22 protein-coding genes and 1 riboswitch are annotated in these 20,745 nt (G+C 54.1%); of the genes, 9 read left to right on the top strand and 13 right to left on the bottom strand.

Going from position 1 to position 20,745, the window contains the following annotated elements; translation table 11 throughout:
* The first annotated feature begins 1 nt into the window (after position 1).
* Positions 2-1,285, top strand: a complete 1,284-nt coding sequence (locus R3I13_RS05855; protein WP_346316993.1) for a pitrilysin family protein — start codon at positions 2-4, stop codon at positions 1,283-1,285.
* A 61-nt stretch (positions 1,286-1,346) separates the two neighbouring features.
* A complete protein-coding gene (locus tag R3I13_RS05850; protein WP_346316992.1) occupies positions 1,347-1,697 on the top strand; it encodes a phage holin family protein in 351 nt (116 codons plus the stop codon).
* Positions 1,698-1,699: 2 nt separating this feature from the next.
* On the opposite strand, the gene R3I13_RS05845 is transcribed toward R3I13_RS05850, so the two are convergent.
* The gene (locus R3I13_RS05845) at positions 1,700-3,298 is read right to left on the bottom strand and encodes a D-aminoacylase (protein WP_346316991.1); all 1,599 of its coding nucleotides are present in this window, start codon (positions 3,296-3,298) and stop codon (positions 1,700-1,702) included.
* 160 nt (positions 3,299-3,458) lie between these two features.
* Positions 3,459-3,890: a DUF4440 domain-containing protein gene (locus R3I13_RS05840; protein ID WP_346316990.1), complete on the bottom strand. Its 432-nt coding sequence runs from the start codon at positions 3,888-3,890 to the stop codon at positions 3,459-3,461.
* Positions 3,891-3,980: 90 nt separating this feature from the next.
* Between R3I13_RS05840 and R3I13_RS05835 the strand changes: the two genes are divergently transcribed.
* From R3I13_RS05835 to R3I13_RS05815, 5 genes are read left to right on the top strand one after another with little or no spacing between them, the layout of a single operon-like run.
* Positions 3,981-5,174 carry a DegT/DnrJ/EryC1/StrS family aminotransferase gene (locus tag R3I13_RS05835; RefSeq protein WP_346316989.1) on the top strand — a complete coding sequence of 398 codons (1,194 nt, stop codon included), beginning with the start codon at positions 3,981-3,983 and terminating at the stop codon, positions 5,172-5,174.
* A 15-nt stretch (positions 5,175-5,189) separates the two neighbouring features.
* Complete coding sequence (gene kdsB, locus R3I13_RS05830; protein ID WP_346316988.1) at positions 5,190-5,924, top strand: 3-deoxy-manno-octulosonate cytidylyltransferase; 735 nt, start codon at positions 5,190-5,192, stop codon at positions 5,922-5,924.
* A gap of 27 nt (positions 5,925-5,951) precedes the next feature.
* The gene (locus tag R3I13_RS05825) at positions 5,952-7,028 is read left to right on the top strand and encodes an iron-containing alcohol dehydrogenase family protein (RefSeq protein ID WP_346316987.1); all 1,077 of its coding nucleotides are present in this window, start codon (positions 5,952-5,954) and stop codon (positions 7,026-7,028) included.
* Positions 7,029-7,077: 49 nt separating this feature from the next.
* Positions 7,078-7,590, top strand: a complete 513-nt coding sequence (locus R3I13_RS05820) for a hypothetical protein (RefSeq protein WP_346316986.1) — start codon at positions 7,078-7,080, stop codon at positions 7,588-7,590.
* 44 nt (positions 7,591-7,634) lie between these two features.
* Positions 7,635-8,009 (top strand): group III truncated hemoglobin, encoded by a 375-nt coding sequence (locus R3I13_RS05815; protein ID WP_346316985.1) that lies wholly within the window; start codon positions 7,635-7,637, stop codon positions 8,007-8,009.
* A 5-nt stretch (positions 8,010-8,014) separates the two neighbouring features.
* Here R3I13_RS05815 and R3I13_RS05810 read toward each other — a convergent pair whose 3' ends face one another.
* The 8 genes from R3I13_RS05810 to thiS form a co-directional block, all read right to left on the bottom strand.
* Positions 8,015-9,226 (bottom strand): MFS transporter, encoded by a 1,212-nt coding sequence (locus R3I13_RS05810; RefSeq protein WP_346316984.1) that lies wholly within the window; start codon positions 9,224-9,226, stop codon positions 8,015-8,017.
* A 68-nt stretch (positions 9,227-9,294) separates the two neighbouring features.
* Positions 9,295-10,437: a 2-iminoacetate synthase ThiH gene (gene thiH / locus R3I13_RS05805; protein WP_346316983.1), complete on the bottom strand. Its 1,143-nt coding sequence runs from the start codon at positions 10,435-10,437 to the stop codon at positions 9,295-9,297.
* 134 nt (positions 10,438-10,571) lie between these two features.
* A complete protein-coding gene (locus tag R3I13_RS05800) occupies positions 10,572-11,345 on the bottom strand; it encodes a thiazole synthase (protein WP_346316982.1) in 774 nt (257 codons plus the stop codon).
* A 20-nt stretch (positions 11,346-11,365) separates the two neighbouring features.
* Positions 11,366-11,971 (bottom strand): thiamine phosphate synthase, encoded by a 606-nt coding sequence (locus R3I13_RS05795; RefSeq protein WP_346316981.1) that lies wholly within the window; start codon positions 11,969-11,971, stop codon positions 11,366-11,368.
* 10 nt (positions 11,972-11,981) lie between these two features.
* The gene (locus tag R3I13_RS05790; protein WP_346316980.1) at positions 11,982-12,743 is read right to left on the bottom strand and encodes a hydroxymethylpyrimidine/phosphomethylpyrimidine kinase; all 762 of its coding nucleotides are present in this window, start codon (positions 12,741-12,743) and stop codon (positions 11,982-11,984) included.
* An 82-nt stretch (positions 12,744-12,825) separates the two neighbouring features.
* Positions 12,826-13,485: a thiamine phosphate synthase gene (locus tag R3I13_RS05785; protein WP_346316979.1), complete on the bottom strand. Its 660-nt coding sequence runs from the start codon at positions 13,483-13,485 to the stop codon at positions 12,826-12,828.
* Positions 13,485-15,296, bottom strand: a complete 1,812-nt coding sequence (thiC, locus tag R3I13_RS05780; protein WP_346316978.1) for a phosphomethylpyrimidine synthase ThiC — start codon at positions 15,294-15,296, stop codon at positions 13,485-13,487. The genes R3I13_RS05785 and thiC overlap by 1 nt, the downstream gene beginning before the upstream one ends.
* Before the next feature lie 143 nt (positions 15,297-15,439).
* Positions 15,440-15,643 (bottom strand): sulfur carrier protein ThiS, encoded by a 204-nt coding sequence (thiS, locus tag R3I13_RS05775; RefSeq protein WP_346316977.1) that lies wholly within the window; start codon positions 15,641-15,643, stop codon positions 15,440-15,442.
* 50 nt (positions 15,644-15,693) lie between these two features.
* Positions 15,694-15,795, bottom strand: a riboswitch (TPP riboswitch).
* An 82-nt stretch (positions 15,796-15,877) separates the two neighbouring features.
* Here thiS and R3I13_RS05770 point away from each other — a divergent pair.
* Positions 15,878-16,363, top strand: a complete 486-nt coding sequence (locus R3I13_RS05770; protein ID WP_346316976.1) for a lipocalin family protein — start codon at positions 15,878-15,880, stop codon at positions 16,361-16,363.
* A gap of 105 nt (positions 16,364-16,468) precedes the next feature.
* Here R3I13_RS05770 and R3I13_RS05765 read toward each other — a convergent pair whose 3' ends face one another.
* The 3 genes from R3I13_RS05765 to dnaN all read right to left on the bottom strand — a co-directional run bounded on the left by R3I13_RS05765 (position 16,469) and on the right by dnaN (position 19,008).
* Entirely contained in the window at positions 16,469-16,723 is a 255-nt protein-coding gene (locus R3I13_RS05765) for a hypothetical protein (RefSeq protein ID WP_346316975.1), read from the bottom strand.
* 35 nt (positions 16,724-16,758) lie between these two features.
* Positions 16,759-17,592 carry a sterol desaturase family protein gene (locus R3I13_RS05760; protein WP_346316974.1) on the bottom strand — a complete coding sequence of 278 codons (834 nt, stop codon included), beginning with the start codon at positions 17,590-17,592 and terminating at the stop codon, positions 16,759-16,761.
* Between the two features lie 297 nt (positions 17,593-17,889).
* Complete coding sequence (gene dnaN / locus R3I13_RS05755) at positions 17,890-19,008, bottom strand: DNA polymerase III subunit beta (protein WP_346316973.1); 1,119 nt, start codon at positions 19,006-19,008, stop codon at positions 17,890-17,892.
* Positions 19,009-19,294: 286 nt separating this feature from the next.
* On the opposite strand from dnaN, the gene R3I13_RS05750 reads away from it, so the two are divergent.
* The gene (locus R3I13_RS05750; protein ID WP_346316972.1) at positions 19,295-20,554 is read left to right on the top strand and encodes an aminotransferase class I/II-fold pyridoxal phosphate-dependent enzyme; all 1,260 of its coding nucleotides are present in this window, start codon (positions 19,295-19,297) and stop codon (positions 20,552-20,554) included.
* Positions 20,555-20,745: the final 191 nt, after the last annotated feature.

Below are 20,745 nucleotides of genomic sequence, written 5' to 3'. Positions count from 1 at the left end.
TATGATCAACAGAAGCCAGGCCCCCGCAATAAAAGACGCAGTGGATTTTGAAATATTGCTGAAACCTTACGAGCTGTTCACGCTGGACAATGGTATTCCCGTATACGTAGTCCGCTCAGAAGAGCAGGAAACGGTGCAGCTGGAACTTGTGTTCCCGGCAGGCAGCTGGTACGAAACTGAGAACCTGGTTGCCTCCGCGACCAACTTCCTGATGAAGAACGGCACCAGCAAACATTCTGCCCTGCAGGTCAACGAAATGGCGGAGTATTACGGCGCATACCTCAACCGCAACTGTTACCACGAGAACGCTACGTATACCCTTCACTGTTTGACCAAACATACCGCGGAACTGCTGCCCATTCTCCAGGAAGTGATCACGGACCCTGCATTTCCGGAAGAAGAGCTGGCCATCTATTCCCAGAACATGAAGCAAAAGCTGGCCGTGAACCTGCAAAAATGCGAGTTCGTGGCCAACCGGCATATCGATAAATACCTTTTTGGCGAATTCCACCCGTATGGCCGCGTGAGCAGCATGGAAGCGTACGACTCGCTGCAGACCGAAAGCCTGAAAGCCTTTTACCAGCGGCATTACAACTACGCTAACTGTAAGATATTCATAGCCGGGAACCTCCCTGCCAACATCATTCCCCTGCTGAACCAATATTTTGGCAGCACGCAATGGAACGGGGATACCATCACTCTCCGCCCCGAGATACCTGTATTGCCCGCTGAAGAAAAGAAATTCCGCATCTTTAACGACGAGAGCGGCGTACAGGGCGCAGTGCGCGTGGCAAGGCCTTTTCCTAACCGCTACCACCCTGATTTTCCAAAGATGCTGGTGTTGAACACCATTTTCGGCGGCTACTTCGGTTCAAGGCTGATGAGCAATATCAGGGAAGAAAAAGGATATACCTATGGTATTCATTCGCAGCTCTACAATTTCCGCCAGGTAAGCGGCATTAACATTTCCACCGAAGCGGGCCGCGACGTATGCGAGGCAACGTTAGCAGAGGTCTACAAAGAAATGGAGCGCCTGCAGAAAGAGGAAATACCGGAAGAAGAACTGAGCCTGGTGAGGAATTTCATGATCGGGTCTATCCTGGGCGACCTCGACGGCGCTTTCCAGGTGATACAGCGGTGGAAGAACCTCATCCTGAATGATCTCGACGAAAATTATTTCTACAATAATATCCGCACCATCAAAACCATTACTGCGGCAGAATTACAGCAGCTTGCGCAGCAATATTACAACAAGGAAGATTTCTACGAGCTGATCGTGATATAACGGCGGCGTTGAACATTCAGCATATCTTTTTTGTAATTTCTATAGCTAAATTCCTTCGACCATGGGAATACTCATTCGTATACTCGTTACTGCCCTCGCAGCTTTGCTGACAGCTTATATCCTCCCGGGCGTGAAGCTACAGGATTTTACCGCTGCGCTGATACTGGCCATCGTACTGGGTTTGCTGAACCTCATCGTGAAGCCGGTACTGGTGATCCTTACCCTGCCTGTGACCGTCTTTACGCTCGGCCTCTTCCTGCTGGTGATCAACGCGCTGATCGTGATGTGGGCCAGCAGCCTCGTAAAAGGTTTTAAAGTGGACAATTTTTGGTGGGCGCTGCTCTTCAGCGTGGTGCTGTCCATCATTAGCAGCATTATGCTGAGCCTCGGCCCGCAGGAACGCGGCGAATAAAATCACTGGTTCAGTTTTAGCACCGCTCCGCCGCGCGCGCCATTATGTTTCCCGTTATCCAGGGTGACCATGCCGTTTACCAGCACATATTGGAAGCCGGTAGAATATTGATGCGGTGCGGTGAACGTAGAAAGATCCTTTACAGTTTCGGGGTCAAACACCACGATGTCTGCCGCGTAACCCGGCAGCAGCAGGCCTCTTTGTTGCAGGCGGAATTTCTGTGCAGGCAACGAGGTCATTCTTCTCACGGCTTCTTCCAGCCTGATCACTTTTTCTTCACGAACGTACTTGCCCAGTACCCGCGCGTTGGTGCCATAACCCCTCGGGTGCGGCACGCCTACGCCGAATTCCCGGATGCTCGCGTCTGATGCGAACATGTTGTAAGGGTATTGCATGATGTACTTCACATCTTCTTCGCTCATGCCGTGAAACACCATGCCGGCATTGCCCATTTCAGAAATATCGAGAATGGTTTGCACTTCATTGGCCAGGTTGGATTTACGGCCGCGCAGCTTATTGATCTCGGTGATGCTTTTGCCGTTGTATGTCGTATCCTGCTTGAAATAAGCCACCACGGCATAATCCAGGTGTTTGAGCCTGCGGCCTTTGTAAATGGCCGTCATTTCGGATGCAATGCGTTTGCGCAGCACAGGGTCTTTCAGGCGGTATACGATGGAATCTGTTCCGCCGGACAATGCCCAGTCCGGCAGCATCGTGCGCAGGCTGGTGCTGCTGGCGGTGTAAGGATATTGGTCTATCGTTACTTCCAGGCCTTCTTTCCTTGCTTTCTCCACCATGGCCAGCGTAACGTTGGAGCGGCCCCAGTTCTGCTTTCCGCCGATCTTGAAGTGGGATATTTCAACGGGGATCTTCGCTTCCCTGCCGATGGTGAGCGCTTCATTGATGGCGGCTTCAACGGCATCGCCTTCGTTGCGCATGTGCGTGGCATATACGCCGCCGTGGCGTGCGGCTACTTTTGCAAGGCCTACTACTTCAGGCGTTTTGGCGTAAAGGCCGGGAAGATAGATGAGCCCGGTGGAAAGGCCTACCGCGCCGGCTTTCATGGCTTCTTCGACGAGCGCTTCCATCTGCTGCTGTTCTGCCGCGCTGGGCGCCCTGTCTGTACTGCCCATCACTGCGCGCCGCACATCGTTGTGGCCGATGAGGGAAGCGGTGTTGATGGAGAGCTTCATGCTGTCCAGCTGGTAGAAATATTTTCTAAGGTCTACGTTGGAAGAGCCGCAGTTGCCTGTTATCACGGTGGTTACGCCATCGTAAATAAAACTTTCCGCGGTAGGTACTTTAAACTCGTCTCCTTCGATATGCGTGTGCACGTCTATGAAACCGGGGGCTGCCACTTTCCCGCCTGCGTCTATGGTGCGGGCGGCTGTGATGTTCAGCGGCATGCGGCTGGTTTGCAGGATGCGCCCGTCTTTCACGGCAATTTCACCGTAATACCAGTTGTTGCCCGTGCCGTCGATGATCCGTGCGTTTTTGATGAGGATATCGGCGCCGGTTTGTGCTTTAACGGAGAAAGCGGCCAGCAGGAGCGCCGGGAATAAAGTGAAACGTTTGTGCATGGCAGGTTTGGATGTATACACAAAATACACATTGACGAGGAGTTTTTTATAACCTGCCGGTTATTTCCTGCGCAGAAGAAAGTAGAGGCCGATGCCAACCAGCACTATGAGACCCAATATTAATATGATCAAAATGATCTCTGTGATTGCAAAAGTCTGGAACATAGTCAGATTGTTTTGTTTAACTGGAATGGTCCGCCACGATCTTCCATTCCCCGCTGATCTTACGCAGCAGGATGGAAAAATGGCCGGAAAGGTCGCCGATGGTGCGCGCCAGGTTCCATTTCCCGATAACAAAATAGGTATCGCCGGCCAGCTTTTTAAATTCCAGCAGCTGGAACGAAAGCGTGCCCATGCCTTCTTTGCCGGGATAAGACTTGCGGTAATTGTCCAGCGTGGCCTGCCATCCATACGTCAATCCTTTTTTGCCGATAAAAAGCAGGGAATCCGACTTCCAGTAGGTATCCATAAAACCCTCCAGGTTTCCGGCGTTCCAGGCTTTTACCTGGGTATCCATCAGCGCTTTGATGCGGGTAACTTCCGGATCCTGCGCCCGGAGCGGATTAACGGCCGAAACGGCGATAAGGGCGATGATAATGACGAGCGAACGCATGTTAAATTTTTAGCAAAAGATAAACAGTTTTTATCATTTACGCATTCCGGGATTGTTCTACCTTTGCACAACTACAAAAATTAAATCAATATGCCCGGATTTGAACTATTTGGCGCTGAAGAGAAAAAGGAAGTAAATGACGTACTGGAAACAGGCATTTACATGCGTTACGGCTTCGATGGCCCCCGCAAGGGCATCTGGAAAGCCAAAGAACTGGAGCAGGCGCTCTGCGAAAGATTCAACGTTAAGTATGCACAGCTGACCTCCAGCGGTACTACCGCCCTCACCACCGCCATGGCGGCCCTGGGCCTGGGTGCGGGAGACGAGGTGATCATGCCCACCTTCACCTTTGTAGCCAGCTTCGAAGCCGTGCTGAGCGTTGGGGCCACGCCCGTGCTGGTGGATGTGGACGATACCCTCACCCTCGCTCCTGAAGCGGTAAAAGCCGCCATCACGCCCAACACCAAAGCCATTATGCCCGTGCACATGTGCGGCTCCATGGCAGACCTCGACGCGCTGATGGCCATCTGTAAAGAACATAACCTGCTGCTGCTGGAAGACGCCTGTCAATCCACCGGCGCTTCTTATAAAGGCCGTGCGCTCGGCTCTATCGGCCACGCGGGCACTTTCTCCTTCGACTTCGTGAAGACCATCACCTGCGCCGAAGGCGGGGCGGTCATCACCAACGACGAAGACGTTTACACCAAATGCGACGCATATTCAGACCACGGGCACGACCACCTGGGCGGTGCAGACCGTGGCGCAGACGGGCACCCCCACCTGGGTTACAACTTCCGCATTTCCGAGCTGCATGCAGCCGTGGGCCTGGCGCAGATCCGCAAGCTGGACAAATTCCTGGCCATCCTCCGCAACAATAAAGAAATACTGAAAGCCGCGCTGGAAGGGGTTCCCGGCGTAACCTTCCGCCGCATCCCCGATCCGGAAGGCGACAGCTGTACGTTCCTCACCTTCTTCCTGCCCGACCTGGAAACTGCCCGCGTAGCCACTAAAGCGATCAAAGCCGCCGGCCTGCCCGCATTCCATTGGTTCGACAACAACTGGCATTACTTCCGCAAATGGGACCACCTCAAAACGGTATCCTCCCTCACGCGCTTTGCCGCGCCGCTGGCCGAAGCGCTTGCTCAATATAAAACCAAAGAATTCCCGGCTTCCGACGCGATCATCGGCCGCTGCATTTCCTTCCCCATCAGCCTCGCCTGGACGGACGAAGAACTGCGCGAACGTGCCGCCAAACTGGCCGCCGCGGTAAAAAGCGTTTTATAATCCCAAGCATTGCACATGAAGAAAATCGCATTGATCCCGGCAAGATATGCCGCCACGCGCTTCCCCGGCAAAATGATGGCCGTGCTGGCAGGGAAAACCGTTATCTGGCGCACCTACGAATCCACCCGCGCCACCGGCGTGTTTGACGAAGTGATGGTCGTTACCGACAGCGACGTGATCTATGAAGAGATCACCCGCAACGGCGGGAAGGCCGTGATGAGCAAACGTGAACACGAAAGCGGATCGGACCGTATCGCCGAAGCCGTGGAAAATATGAACGATGTGGACATCGTGGTGAACGTACAGGGCGACACACCCTTCACCCGGAAAGAACCCCTGGAAAAACTGCTGAAAGTATTCGAAGGTGAAGAAGGAAAAAAAGTACAGGTAGCTTCGCTGATGCAGGTGCTGAAAGAATGGAAGGACATAGAAGACCCGAACTTCGTGAAAGTGGCCGTGGACAAGGATTTCAACGCCCTTTTCTTTTCCCGCTCCGTGATACCCTACCCGCGCGATAAAAACGTGAACAGCGTATATTACGAGCACATCGGCATTTACGCTTTCCGCCGCGAGGCGCTGCTGCAGTTCACACGCACGCCCATGAGCCCGCTGGAAGCCGCTGAAAAGATCGAATGCCTGCGTTACCTGGAAAACGGCATCCCTATGAAAATGGTGGTGACCGATTACATGGGCGTGGAAATTGATACCCCTGAAGACCTGGAACGCGCTTCCAGGCTGCTGGAGAAATAATTACAGAACAGAAAACTTTGTGAATACATGAAATTCAGGAATTTTAAACTGGTAGGTTACGTCATCTTCGGCCGCGGCGCTTTCAACCAGGTGGACGAGATCATTGCCCCCCACCGTAAAGGCGATGCGCCGATGATATTTTTCGTGGACCACTTCTTTGAAGGCAACCAGCCCTTCGTTTCCCGCATTCCTTTGCGCGGGAAAGACAAGATCGTGTTCATAGACGTGACCCACGAGCCTAAGACCGTGTACGTAGACCGTTTGAGGGATGAGCTGAAAGCCGAGTTCGGCGAAGTAAGCGGCATCATCGGCATCGGCGGCGGCTCCACGATGGACATGGCCAAGGCGGTTTCGCTCATGATGACCAACCCGGGCTCCTCCGCGGATTACCAGGGCTGGGACCTTATCAAAAATCCCGCAGTTTATAAAGTAGGCATTCCCACCCTTTCCGGCACAGGCGCAGAAGTGAGCAGAACCACCGTGCTCACCGGCCCCACCAAAAAGCTGGGCATGAACTCTGATTATACGCCTTTCGACCAGATCGTGCTGGACCCGGAGCTGATCAAAAACGCCCCGGTAAACCAGCGCTTCTACACCGCGATGGACTGCTACATCCATTGCATCGAATCGCTGGAAGGCACGTACCTCAACGCTTTCAGCCGTTCTTACGGTGAAAAGGCACTGGAGCTTTGCCAGGAAATTTATTTAAAGAAAGATCACTGGGACGATGACGCCGATGAAAAACTCATGATGGCCTCTTACGCGGGCGGCATGAGCATTGCATATTCACAGGTGGGCGTGGCGCACGCCGTAAGCTACGGCCTTAGCTACCTGCTGGGCACCAAGCACGGCATCGGCAACTGCATCGTGTTCGACAAGCTGGAAGAATTTTACCCCGCCGGTGTGAAGGAATTCAAGCAGATGGTGGAGAAACACCAGGTGGAAATTCCGCAGCACATTACCAAAGGGCTTACAGACGATGATTTCAACAAGATGATAGACGTGAGCATGGGCCTGGCCCCGCTTTGGGAAAACGCGCTGGGCAAAGACTGGCAGCAGAAAATGACCCGCGACCGCTTACGGAAGTTATACGAACAACTTTAATTTTTCATAAGGCTGTACCAGCAAGGTGCAGCCTTCATTTTTTACAGCCATGGAGAACATTAGTGAACTTACGCAACAATATACCACCGTATTGCAGAAAGTACAGGAGCGCCGCGAATGCTGGCGGGCAAGGTCAAAGCCGTTCCTGATCCAGTTCCTCACAGGGGTTACCCAACAACACAAACTGAACTGGAAAGCGGGCGCCAACGAGCTGATGCTGGGCCTCGAAGCCGTATACCTCGTTTTTGACCATGAGCCCAGCGGCATCGTGGAGCAATCACCGTTCAGCGTAGTGCAGAAAATGAAGATCGGCGGTTTCCTTTCCTTTTCCCAGACGCGCAACGGGCAGATCATCGTATGGATCAGCTACCCGTTCATAGACGGGATGACGGACGAGAAACCGAGGACGGATATGCTGGAAACCATTGAGCCCGAAGAAATTACAGAAGAGAATGTGACCCGTTACATCCAGAAATTCCTGGAAGAGATCATTGAGTGGGAAAACAATGCGCGTGACGAGATCGGCTTTGTGCGCCACCGCAAGCCTGGGAACGGACACTGATATAAATCATCGGCAGAAAAAACAGGAAGTCCGAACTTTGCAATATGCGCGACATTGAGCAAATACAGGATATACAGCTGCTGGTAGATACATTTTATGGGAAGATCCAGCAGGATGCTTTATTGGGGCCGGTTTTCGCCGAAAAGATCCCCGCTGATGCATGGGGAAAACATCTTCAGACCATGTACCGCTTCTGGGGTGCCCAGCTGCTGGGCATCATGGAATACCAGGGCGCGCCCTACGCCAAACACCGCAGCCTGCCGATAGACAAGCCTCACTTCGACCAATGGATCACGCTTTTCCATGCCACGGTCGATGAATTGTTCCGCGGCCCGCGCGCCTCTACCGCCAAGGTAAAAGCTGCTTCCATCGGGCAGGTGTTCTTAGGAAAACTTCGTTTCGAGAGAGGACAGTTCTGACGTTCTCAATGCCTGCTGGCATACGCGCGGATCGCTTTCCGCATATACCTCACATACTTGTTCCGGTAAATGAACACCAGGTAAATGGTGGCCAGGATCGTGACGATGGCCATGATGTAGAACACCCGTGCAAAATGCGCCGGGTCGTTGTTGTACCACTGTGCGGAGAAGAAGGCGCCAAGCCCGATGCCCGCTTCCAGCGCAATGTACATGCTGCCCAGCGCACGGCCACGGTGTTCGGGCAGGCCCAGGTCTATCGTCCAGGCGGTAACGGCAGGGCTGTTGATCCCCAAAGCCACGCCGTACACCAGCGCTCCGGCCAGCAATGCTGCGGGCGAACCTGCCCATGCGATCATCAGCATGGAAATGGCCATGAGGGTGGCGGATATTTTCAGCAGGGGCACACGGCCGTATTTGTCAGACGCTTTGCCCGCCAGCAGCCGGATACCGATGGAACTCGCTGTGAAGAAAGTAAAGAAAAGCCCTTTATTCTGAAGGCCGAGATGCGCACTGAAATCTGGAATGATGGTGAGCAATGCGCCATAGCTGAAGTAAGTGAGGAAAGTGATCACTACCGGCGCCATCACGAGCGGCTCGAATATTTCCTGCCTGGAAACCTTCAGCAGTGCGGGCCGGAAGCTCTGGCGGTTATGCAATGTTTCTTTCATGCCAATGAGGATCACTACGGAAAGCAGGGCAAATACTGCTGAAACCTGGAACATCACCATAATGCCCCATGCATTGGCGATGGAACCGCCAATAGATGGCCCGAGCGAAAGCCCGATCGTGCTGAAAAGCCCTACCATGCCCATGGCTTCGGCACGGCGGTTATACGGCACCATGTCTGCCACATAGGCCGAGGTACCTGTTGGTTTAAAACCGGTGGAGAACCCGTGGAAGAAACGCAGGAGGAGAAAAGCGCCCACGGAACTGATCAAAGGGTAGAGGAGGCTGCATACCACGCAAACAACGGAACCGAACACCATCACGGGCACGCGGCCGATAGTATCCGTCAATTTGCCGGAAAAAGGTCGGCTGAGGCCGGCCATTAAGGTGAACAACCCGATGATATATCCTTTGTATTCCGCTCCTCCAAGGCTGGTCAGGTAAGCGGGCAGTTCAGGGATCATCATATTGAAACTGGCGGAAAATAACAGGTTACTGAAGCAAAGCAACCAGAACTGCATGGTGTACATCTTCCCCTTCAACTGATCCATGCTGCAAAGTTAGGAGGATGGCCGCAATTCCCGCGTGAATTTTTAGAGAATCGGCCTTCCGCCGTTCATCAGCTGACGAAAGCGATTCCCGGACCGGCCCCCGTTTCCTGGAACGTATCCCAATCCTTCCATACCGGTTCATACCCCTGCCCGCGGATCATGCCGGCCACTTCTGCAGCCGTTCTTTCGTCGCTGATCTCGAACTGCTCCAGCGACTGAGGGTCTACCGCGTAGCCGCCGGGATTGGTTTTGCTGCCCGCGCTCATGGTGGTAATGCCCAGCTGCACGAGGCGGTCGCGGAAATGGCTGCTTTCGCGGGTGGAGAGGCTCAGTTCCACTTCTTCGCTGAAAAGGCGATAGGCGCAAATGAGCTGCACCAGCTCGCGGTCGCTCATATCCACCTTGGGCGCGAGGCCGCCTGAAAAAGGGCGCAGCCGCGGGAAGGAAATGCTGTAGCGGGTTTGCCAGTAGGTTCTTTGCAGGTAATCGAGATGGAGGGCGGTGAAGAAGCTGTCCGTACGCCAGTCTTCCAGGCCAATGAGCACGCCCAGCCCGATCTTGTGAATGCCCGCCCGCCCAAGCCTGTCCGGGGTTTGAAGCCGGTAGCCGAAACGCGATTTTTTTCCTTTCGGATGATGTTTGCGATAGTCCTCTTCATGGTAGGTTTCCTGGTAAACAAGCACGGAATGCAGGCCGAGCGGGATAAGCTGTTCGTAATCCTCCTGGTCCATAGGCTGCACTTCCATAGACACCTGGGCGAAGTGCTGCCTGAACAGGGGAAGCGCTTTGCGGAAAAATTCCATGCCCACGGTCTGGTTCGCTTCGCCTGTCACCAGCAGCACATGTTCGTAACCAAGCCCGCGCACGGCGGTTATTTCGCGGAGCATTTCCGCGCCGGTGAGCGTGCGGCGGCGCAGGGGATTGTCGTAGCTGAAGCCGCAATAGGTGCAGATGTTCTGGCATTCGTTGGAAAGGTAAACGGGCGCATACAGCTGCATGGTTCTGCCGAAGCGCTTTTGCGTGAGCTGCCTGCTGAGCTGCGCCATTTGTTCCAGGTAGGGCGCTGCGGCGGGAGACACGAGTGCCATAAAGTCTTCCGGCGTGCGGCGGCTGCGGCTTAGCGCAAGCTCCACATCGGCGGGCGTTTTGGCGTAAATGGCGGCTGATGCATCGTTCCAGCTGTGCCGGCGGAATATATCTTCGAAAGACATAAAATAGATTGAAAGGTTCAATGCGGCGGGGTTCGTCACCTGCGAAACCCTTGTTGTGCATGTGCGCCTGCGGTTCATTTCCCGGGGAATAGCCCGCTGGCGGATCGTCTTCTTATAGCGCGGCGGACATCGCCTTACTCATCCAGGAAAGCCACCAGCGGACTGCTGGCCACTGCCTGCGTGCTGACGCCGCCCAGCCCGGCGAGGAAAGCTTCCCTTCCCGCCTCCACGGCCTGTTTGAAGGCAGCGGCCATTTTTACCGGCTGCTGCGCCACTGCGATGGCGGTGTTCACCAGCACCGCATCAGCACCTATTTCCATGGCCTGCGCAGCGTGCGACGGTGCGCCAATGCCTGCGTCTACGATCACCGGCACGGTGCTCTGGCTGATGATGATCTCCAGGAAATCCAGCGTGCGAAGGCCTTTATTGCTGCCGATGGGTGAGCCGAGGGGCATCACTGCCGCCACGCCTGCGTCTTCCAGGCGCTTGCACAACACAGGGTCCGCATGAATGTATGGCAGTACTACAAAACCCAGCTTTGCCAGTTCCCGCGCGGCTTCCAGCGTTTCCACCGGGTCCGGCAGCAGGTACCGCGGGTCCGGGTGTATCTCCAGTTTGAGCCAGTTGGTTTCCAACGCCTCGCGGGCGAGCTGCGCGGCGTAAATGGCTTCTTTTGCGGTGCGCACGCCTGAAGTATTGGGCAGCAGGTGAATGTGCGGGTGCTGTAGTACGTTCAGCATACCGTCCTGCTGCGTGTTGGAAGTATCCACGCGCTTAAGCGCCACGGTTACCAGTTCTGAGCCGGAGGCCAGTATGGCGTCTTCCATGATCTTAGACGATCCGAATTTGCCGGTGCCGGTAAACAGGCGGCTTTCAAAAGTTCGTCCGGCTATGATGAGAGGGTCCATGATGTTTAATTTTTGATGAATCAATTCTTCAATAGCTGCATGATCTGCTCCACTACCGCCTTTTTATCAGGCGCGTGGGTGATCAGCCCGGAGACGGCGATGCCATACACGCCGGTGTTCATGATTGCGGGAATGTCTTCCAGCAATATGCCGCCGATGGCGAGCACGGGTAGATTGTGGCCCATGTCTTTCATGAGTTGCCGGTAGCCTTCCAGGCCTAAAATGGGGCTGAGCTTTTCTTTGGTGGTGGTGAACCGGAAAGGCCCCGCGCCGATGTAATCCGCGCCGGCATCTGCGTGTACGCGCGCATCGTGGATAGTATTGGCGGTTCCGCCCAGCCAGCAATTGCTGCCTACGATCTTGCGGGCTTCCTGCACGGGCATGTCCTGCAGGCCTACGTGCAGGCCGTAAGCGCCTACCGTTCTTGCAACGGTGGGATGATCGTTGATGGAAAGCATGGCACCGAATTCGTCGCAGACCTGTTTTGCTTCGAAAGCGATGGCGGATACATCGCCCGATTTTACGCGCAGCTGTATCCAGCGGCAACCGGCTTCGCAGGCTGCGCGGATGTTTTCCACGTGCGAAGCGCCGGGTGTTTGCTGGGAAATGTATAAAAGACGTTCCATTTTGTTGGTTTTAAAAAGTGGTTTGAACAGCCTGCATATCGTGCCAGCCCAGTAACGACGGGCTGCTTTGCAGGTATTTGTAAGTATAAGCCTTGCCCTCGCGGCAGGCGTCCGGCAGCGGCGATCCTTTTGCCAGCGATGCAGTGATAGCCGCAGAAAGCACGCAGCCGGAGCCGTGTTTGGGAAATACTTTGCCGGGAGGCGGCGCGAGGTCGAGCGCTGTATCGCCCTCGTAGAGCGTATCCCAGCCAATGCGGTCTGTACGGTGACCGCCCTTCAGCAATACGGCGCAGTGCCGGGCCATCTGCTGCGCGCCCTTTTCGCCATGCGGCTCGCTGCTCATGGCCACAGCCTCTTCGTAGTTGGGCGTAAGCAGGCGCAGGTAAGGAAGAACGGCCTCCCACTGTTTGTGGATAGCGGAATGAAAAACATAACCTGCCGATGCTTTCAGCACGGGGTCGAGAATGAATTGCAAGCCCGGCGTTATTTTGCGCAATGCGGGAAATACTTCGGCCAGCACATCCGGGTGTGAAACGATGCCCACTTTGCAATACGCTACCGGGAATTTTTCCAGCAACGGCAATGCCTGGGCAATGATCTTCTCTGCGGGCAGCCACTCCACGCCCAGGAATTCGCTGTCCGTTTGCGCGGTGAGCGCCGTGCAAACGCCGAGCCCGCGAAGCCGGTGCGCTTCAAAGGTTTTGATGTCTGCCAGCAAACCCGCGCCACCGCTGGGATCGAGGCCGGCGAGGCTCATTACGTAAGTGGACATATGCGGTATGTTGTTTTCATTTTTTTAAGATAAGCCGTCATTGAATGAAAAGGCGACCATTGCACGAAGAGCCGGGGGCCTTTTAGCCGTTCCATGATTCTTTTGCCTGGATAAATATTTCCGCCGCCAGCGAAGGTTCCTGCCAAATGGCTCCCAGCAGGGCTGCGCCGCGGAAGCCCAGCTGTTTTACTTTGCCGGCGTTGGAAGGGTTGATCCCGCCGATGCCTACAGCGTTGGATGGGATCGAACTGAAGTGGCGGCCTGTGTAGCTGGGCTTTGAAATACTGTCGAACACCGGGCCGAGGATCAGGTAATCCCAGCCTTCCGGCCAGGCGCGGTTTGCAGCAGTCCCGTGTATAGCGGGCTGCGCTTCATCAGTTTTTTCATGTAAGACCTGATGACCGAAACCGTTTACCAGTGGTTCTTCCATGGCATGAACAGACGTGCTCACAACGAATCCCGAATGCCTGAAACGTATGATTTCACAGGAAGGGACCACGGCACGAAGCTGTTCGCTGAGGTGCAGTCCTTTGAGGCCGTAAGGCTCTACCAGTTCAGGATACCCCGCCAGCATAATGCGGTGGCGGAAGCCAGGCGGCACGCTTTGCAGCAGCAATTCGTATTCCGCCGCGCTCCAGCCCGGCTTGCGCAGCAACAGCGTTTCCAGGCCCGCGGAAAACAGGCTGTACAATATGGATGCTTCATCCGGAACAGTGCCCGGCGCAGTGACCACCCAGATCATCAGGAATAGATTTCACCGCCCTGTTCTGCAAATGCTTTGGATTTCTCCGCCATGCCTTCCTGCAATTCGGCAAACTCCCTGACCTCCTGCGAGATCTTCATGGAGCAGAAATGCGGGCCGCACATGGAACAGAAATGCGCCACCTTCGCGTTCTCCGAAGGCAGGGTTTCATCGTGGAATGCCCGCGCAGTGTCCGGATCGAGGGAAAGATTAAACTGGTCTTCCCAGCGGAACTCGAAGCGGGCCTTACTCAGCGCATTGTCGCGGTACTGCGCGCCGGGATGGCCTTTGGCAAGGTCTGCCGCATGCGCCGCGAGCTTGTAGGTGATCACGCCCTGCTTTACGTCTTCACGGTCCGGCAGGCCCAGGTGTTCTTTCGGTGTTACGTAACACAGCATGGCCGTGCCAAACCAGCCTATCATGGCCGCGCCGATGGCGCTGGTGATGTGGTCGTAGCCGGGGGCAATATCCGTGGTGAGCGGGCCGAGCGTGTAGAAAGGTGCTTCGTGGCAGTGTTCCAGCTGCTTGTCCATATTTTCTTTGATGAGGTGCATCGGCACATGACCCGGCCCTTCGATCATCACCTGTACATCCTCTTTCCAGGCGGTATGGGTAAGTTCGCCGAGGGTTTCCAGCTCTGCAAACTGCGCGGCGTCGTTGGCGTCTGCAATGGAGCCGGGGCGCAGGCCGTCGCCGAGGGAAAAGGCCACATCGTAGGTTTTCATGATCTCACAGATCTCGGCGAAGTGCGTGTAAAGGAAATTCTCTTTGTGATGTGCAAGGCACCATTTGGCCATGATGGAGCCGCCGCGGGAAACGATGCCTGTCATGCGGCGGGCGGTGAGCGGCACGTAGCGCAGCAGCACACCGGCGTGGATGGTAAAATAATCCACCCCTTGTTCAGCTTGTTCAATGAGCGTATCGCGGAACAGCTCCCAGGTGAGTTCTTCGGCCTTGCCGTTCACTTTTTCGAGCGCCTGGTAGATGGGCACGGTGCCCACAGGTACAGGACAGTTGCGGATGATCCACTCGCGGGTTTCGTGGATGTGCTTGCCGGTGCTGAGGTCCATGATAGTATCGGCGCCCCAGCGGCAGGCCCACACGGCCTTTTCCACTTCTTCTTCGATGGAAGAGGTAACGGCGGAGTTGCCGATGTTGGCGTTTATTTTCACGAGAAAGTTGCGGCCGATGATCATCGGTTCGCTTTCCGGGTGGTTGATGTTGGAAGGAATAATGGCGCGGCCTTCCGCTACCTCTTTGCGCACAAATTCGGGGGTGATGAAGGCGTTGTGTTTGCCGGTGCCGCGGTGCTGCTGCCAGAGGGAATTATCGGCGCGGAATTGTTCTTCCGCCCGCTGGTTCTCGCGGATGGCGATGTATTCCATTTCCGGGGTGATGATGCCTTTGCGGGCGTAATGCAGCTGCGACACGTTGCTGCCGGGCTTTGCTCTGAGCGGTAATTGCAGGTGCTCAAAACGCAGGTGGTCCAGCGCAGGGTCTGCCAGGCGGGCGCGGCCGTAGGCGGAGGAAAATTCGTGCAGCGGCTGCACGTCGCCGCGGCCGGTGATCCAGGGCTGGCGCAGACGGGGAAGGCCCTTGGCCAGGTCTATTTCGATGCGGGGATCGGTGTAGGGGCCGCTGGCATCGTATACGGTTACGGGCGCGTTGGGCTCTGTGGCGCCGTTGCGGCCATGCAGGCGTGTATCCGTGAGGGTTATTTCACGCATAGCCACCTGGATGTTGTGCAGGCTGCCTTTTACATAGATCTTTTGAGAGGCCGGAAAAGGTGTTCTCGTGATGTTGGTGTGCATTTTTTACAGTCTTTTAAAAGTGATGGGAATAGCGGGGCCCGCTGCGCGGGAATACGCGCAACCGCCCACCTGCATCCCGCCGCTGAAGAGTGCGACGCAATGGATGCCGAGCAGGGTTCCAGGGCCGGTTACAGGAAAAAAGATCAACCGCCCTGCGTGGCCTGGATGATCGTTACTTCGTCTGCCGGACGCAGCGTAATGGCGCTCCAGCTGAGGCGCGGCACTACTTTCTGGTTGACGGCAACGGCAATGCCCTTGCGGGTTGAGAGCTGAATAAACTGTAAGAGGGCAGCGAGTGTGGTTTCCGGCTGCACCGCATAAAGTTTATTGTTTACAAGCACTTCCATGATTGCAGGAATTTAGGTGAAACAATAAACTTTAAGGATGTGATGAGAAGGAGTTCAGTATTACTTTTCCCTACGCCAGTGTGAACTGTATCAGGTACTGAGGGTATCATCTCAGTTCCGGCGCCAGGGCCGGAACACCCCTAAAGTGGATACAAATCTAAGCGGAAGATTCTCAAATTCCAAATAGCCGGTTGTTTAGCATTATCTTTGATAACAACCTGTAAATTCAACCGTATGAATAAATTTTGGATGATGCCGCTTTGCCTGTTGCTGCTGGCTGCCTGCCAGGCGCCGGTACAGAAAGGAACGGTGGAAGACAGTGTGACGCCGGAAGCGGACAGCCTTGCGGATACTGCCGTGATGGAAGCGGACTCCGTAGTGGTAGCGCCTGCGGACACACCCGTGCATGTCGATTCCACGCTCATCACCGGGCGGTGGATGCAGCCGGTGCCGGGGCTGGACAGTCTTACGCAGGGCATTTACATCCGGAAGAACGGCAAAGCATCTTCCATAAACATGCATACGCTGCTGTACGATAAATGGTCTTTAGTAAAGGATACGTTGTTTTTGTGGAGCCATTCCGAAGGCGTCAAAAATCCTGTTTCAGCGATTGACACACTCCTCGTTAAGTCGCTGGACGATACATCCATGGTATTATTCCCGCTGAAGGCTGCGCCGGGTTATCTTGAAAAATATACGCGCAAGGGGAAAGGGAAATAGGAGCAGGACAAGTTCCCCGATCCGGATTCGGAAGGTTGTTTCATCATTTGGGTACGGTTATTACACCGGCACCCGAAAGGAGGAACTTGAGAACGCACAAAGTGCTTACAGGTTGTACAACTGCCAAACGCCGATGCCTGTAGCTACGATGGAAAGGAACAGGCCGGCTACAGCCATTTGCAGTTCGTCGATATTCTTGCGTGCGATAACCAGGGACACGAGGCAGGCCAAAACTCCCGCGGCGCCAAGATAGATGGCTGCTTCGGCAGATTTGCTGATGAATGCAAAGGCGGCAGTGATCACACCAATAAAGATGGATGCAAATCCTGCGATCTTAGGCAAACTAGTTGGGTGGTGCATTGTAATTGGATTATATAGTTATGAATAGAAAACCCTTACTGTTGTTGCAGTTCCGCCCTCTTTTCCGGTACAGGTACGTCCTCCCATGGCGTCTTAAGCAAAGCCCCGATATGCCGGTACCGTTCATCCTGGTATTCATCGAGCCCGTAACGCAGACTGGTCGTGTCTTTCACGGTTACGAACGTGCCGAATAAACGGTCCCAGACAGAAAATATATTCGCGTAATTAGAATCGGTCTCAGGCTGGTGGCGGCTGTGATGCACCTTATGCATGTCCGGCGATACGATGATCCAGCTCAGCGTTTTGTCTGCCCAATGCGGCAGGCGGATGTTCGCGTGGTTGAACTGGCTCATGAGCGCGCTGATGCTCTGGTAGAACATGACCATCCAAATAGGGATGCCCGTGAGCAAAATGGCCGTAAGCAAAGCGCCTACGCGGAACAGGCATTCCACCGGGTGATGGCGCAGCGCGGTGGTGGCGTCTACCGCCGTGTCCATATGATGCACTTTATGGAAATGCCACATCCAGGCTATTTTGTGTTGGATGAAATGAACGAGGTATGCGCCGATGAAATCCATCATCATAATGGCCAGCACAGCATGCAGCCAGAGCGGCAGCTGGACGAGGTACAGCAGGCCGAACTGTTTTTCCGTGGTAAAATCCGCCGCTTTCACGATCAGGAACGCAAAGCCAAGGTTCACAATAGCCGTGGTGAGCGTAAAAAAAAGATTGGTGCCGGCATGGCGGTATTTGTTGCCGGAGAAACGTAAACGTGGAATAGCCCCTTCCAGTACCCATAATATCACCAGCCCGGCAACGAGAATAGCGGTACGGTAATAAGAGGGAATATGTTCAAAGAATTCGATCATTTGATTTCAGGGTTGGGCGTGTAGTCATAACAGTTACGTGAAATTCTGCATTGTTCCACTTAGAAATTACGACATTTTGCCCAATTGTGGCGGGTTTCGGGGCTACAATTTCTTTGGGGGGAAAGAAGAAATTCATTCATAGAATGCTTTATATAAGAAGAAAGAATTAACTGTTTCTTAAAATAGCAGTTTCGCGCACCGATAGTTTAAATGTTTAATATGTAGTGATGGTTGATGCGGGGCATAAAAAAGGCCATCCCTTGAGATGGCCTTCCGTATTTTTTATCGGAGTATTAATTAATTGTTCATCAGCAGCGGCATTACCAGCATGAGCAGGTCTTCCTCTTCTGTTTTTTCAACAGGGCGGAGAATGCCGGCTTTGGTGGGCGCGCTGAGGTCGATGGTGATCTCGTCTCCTTCCGCAGCGTGCAGCATTTCGATCAGGAATTTCGCGTTGAAAGCGATCTGCATGTCTTCGCCGCTGTACTGGCAGCTCATGCGTTCGTTGCCTTCAAAAGAGAAGTCCACATCCTGCGCGGAGAGCTGCAATTCGGAGCCGCTGATGCTGAGGGCCACCTGGTTGGTGCTCTTGTTGGCAAACACGCCTACGCGTTTGAGCGCGTTTTGGAAGTCGTTTTTCACGAGGGTGAGACGGTAGGGATTCTCTTTCGGGATCACTACTTTATAATCCGGGAAACGCGCGTCTATCAGGCGGCAGATCATCTGCGCATTGTCGTGCGTAACGAAGAAGTGGTTGCGGCTGTAGGCCACCTGTAGGGTGCTTTCGTTGTCGGGAATAGCAGATTTGAGCAGGTTCAGCGGCTTTTTAGGCACGATGAAATTGTCTGCCTGCGGGCATTTCACGTCTGTGCGGATGTATTTCACCAGCCTGTGCGCGTCTGTAGCCACGAAGGTGAGGTTCTCCGGGTTCAGCTCGAAATAAACGCCGGTCATTTGCGGGCGCAGATCGTCGTTGCTGACAGCGAAAAGCGTTTTGTTGATGGCGGTGATGAGGGCGGACGAAGGCATTTCGAACCTGGTAGCGTCTTCCGCGGCGGGTTCTTTGGGGAAATTCTCCGGGTTTTCGCCCATCACTTTATACTTGCCGTTGTCTGAAGTGATCTCCACGGCAAAGGAATTAAGGTCTATGTTGAAGGTGAGCGGCTGTTCCGGCAGGTTCTTCAGGGAATCCATGAGGATCTTGGCGGGAATACAGATGCGGCCGGTTTCCTTGGCTTCCACCTCCAGCTTTACCTTCATAACGGTTTCCAGGTCGGTGGCCACTACAGTCAGCTCATTCTTGTCGATCATGAAGAGGAAGTCCTCAAGGATGGGCAATACTGTGTTGGAGTTGATCACACCGCTGATCTGTTGCAATTGTTTTAATAAAGTAGAGGAAGAAACGATAAACTTCATAAGGTTACTTAATTGTTTGCAAATGTAAGGTTAAAGATATAAAGTTTTGCGAATGATGAAGATCGGCTTTTCCACATCAGGATGCAACGGCAGCAGGAGATGGCATGAAAGTCAATCCTTGATGAAAATGCAGTAAAACCCTCCGTTTTTGAATGAAATGAGGGTTTTTGCGCTGAATCTTAAAAATATTGGAAACCATCAGCCGTTTCTTTTAAATTATTAATAAATCGGTTAGTTTTGCGGGCGCAAAAACAATCCATTCATTAAAAACAAAAAAACAGGGGTTATGAAACTGTCTCATTTAGCCGAAACGCTGATAGGTTCCGAAATTATCAAACTTGCAGGAGAGATCAAGGAAAAGCAGGCTAAGGGTGAAAAGATCTACAATTTCACCATCGGTGACTTTGACCCCAAGGTTTTCCCTATCCCGGTTGAGTTCGAGAACGAGATCATCCAGGCGTACAGGGATAAATATACCAACTACCCGCCCGCAGACGGTATTGCCGAACTGCGCAAAGCAGTGGGCGAGTTCATCGCGGAGCGCGAAGGCCTCACCTTCGACCCCGCCAGCGAGATCGTGATCTCCTGCGGCGGCCGCCCCATCATCTACGCAACTTACCGTACCATCGTAGACCGTGGTGAGAAAGTGATCTACGCTACGCCTTCCTGGAACAACAACCACTACACGCACTTCCTGGAAGGAGAGCACGTAGTGCTGGAAGCCAAAGCGGAAAACGACTTCATGCCTACCGCAGCCGAACTGAAACCGCTGCTGAAAGGCGCTACCCTGCTGGCACTCTGCTCCCCGCAGAACCCTACCGGCACCACTTTCGGTAAAAAACAGCTGGAAGAGATCTGCGACATGGTACTGGCCGAGAACAAAAGCCGCGGCGCCGGTGAAAAACCGCTCTACGTGCTGTTCGACCAGATGTACTGGGTGCTCACCTTCGGGGAAACGCACCACTACAACCCGGTTTCCCTCCGCCCTGAAATGAAAGACTATACCGTATTCATCGACGGGATGAGTAAAGCGTTTGCCGGTACCGGCGTTCGCGTGGGCTGGGCGTTGGGTCCCAAGCATGTGATGACCAAAATGAAGGCCATCCTTTCCCACGTAGGCGCATGGAGCCCTATGGCCGAACAGAAAGCTGCCGCCAAATACCTGGTGCAGAAAGAAGCCGTGGACAAATACCTGAAACATTTCAAAGGCGAAGTGGAAGAAAGGCTCGTAAAGATCTATGAAGGCTTTGACGCGCTGAAAAAAGCCGGCCATAAAGTAGACGCCATCGCGCCGCAGGCGGCCATTTACCTCACCATCAAACTGGACCTCGTGGGTAAAAAGACAGCAGACGGCAAAGTACTGGAAGACCAGGGCGCCGTTACCTCCTACATCCTGGACGAGGCGAAACTGGCGGTAGTTCCTTTCTACGCATTCGGTTCCGCCAAAACTTCCCCCTGGTACCGCCTGAGTGTGGGCACCTGCGTGAAGGAAGAGATCCCGGCGATGCTGGCAGCTTTGAAAGCGGCGCTGGAGAAACTGCAATAGGTTTTAGAGATATTATATAAAGGAGGCGTTCCGTGAGGAGCGCCTTTTTGTTATATGCCGCGTCAGCCGGAAGACCAGCAAGCCGTCATTGCGAGGAGTCGCGCGGGATTTGTGCAGGGCGCGACGAAGCAATCTCGTGATACCGAATTTATCAATTCAATGCATGGAGATTGCTTCGTCGCCCTCCCGCT

It is taken from the genome of Chitinophaga sp. YIM B06452 (assembly GCF_039655965.1).
Taxonomy (GTDB): Bacteria; Bacteroidota; Bacteroidia; order Chitinophagales; family Chitinophagaceae; genus Chitinophaga.
The sequence above is the reverse complement of the archived record's forward strand: the minus strand, read 5'-3'. Positions and strand labels throughout refer to the sequence as shown.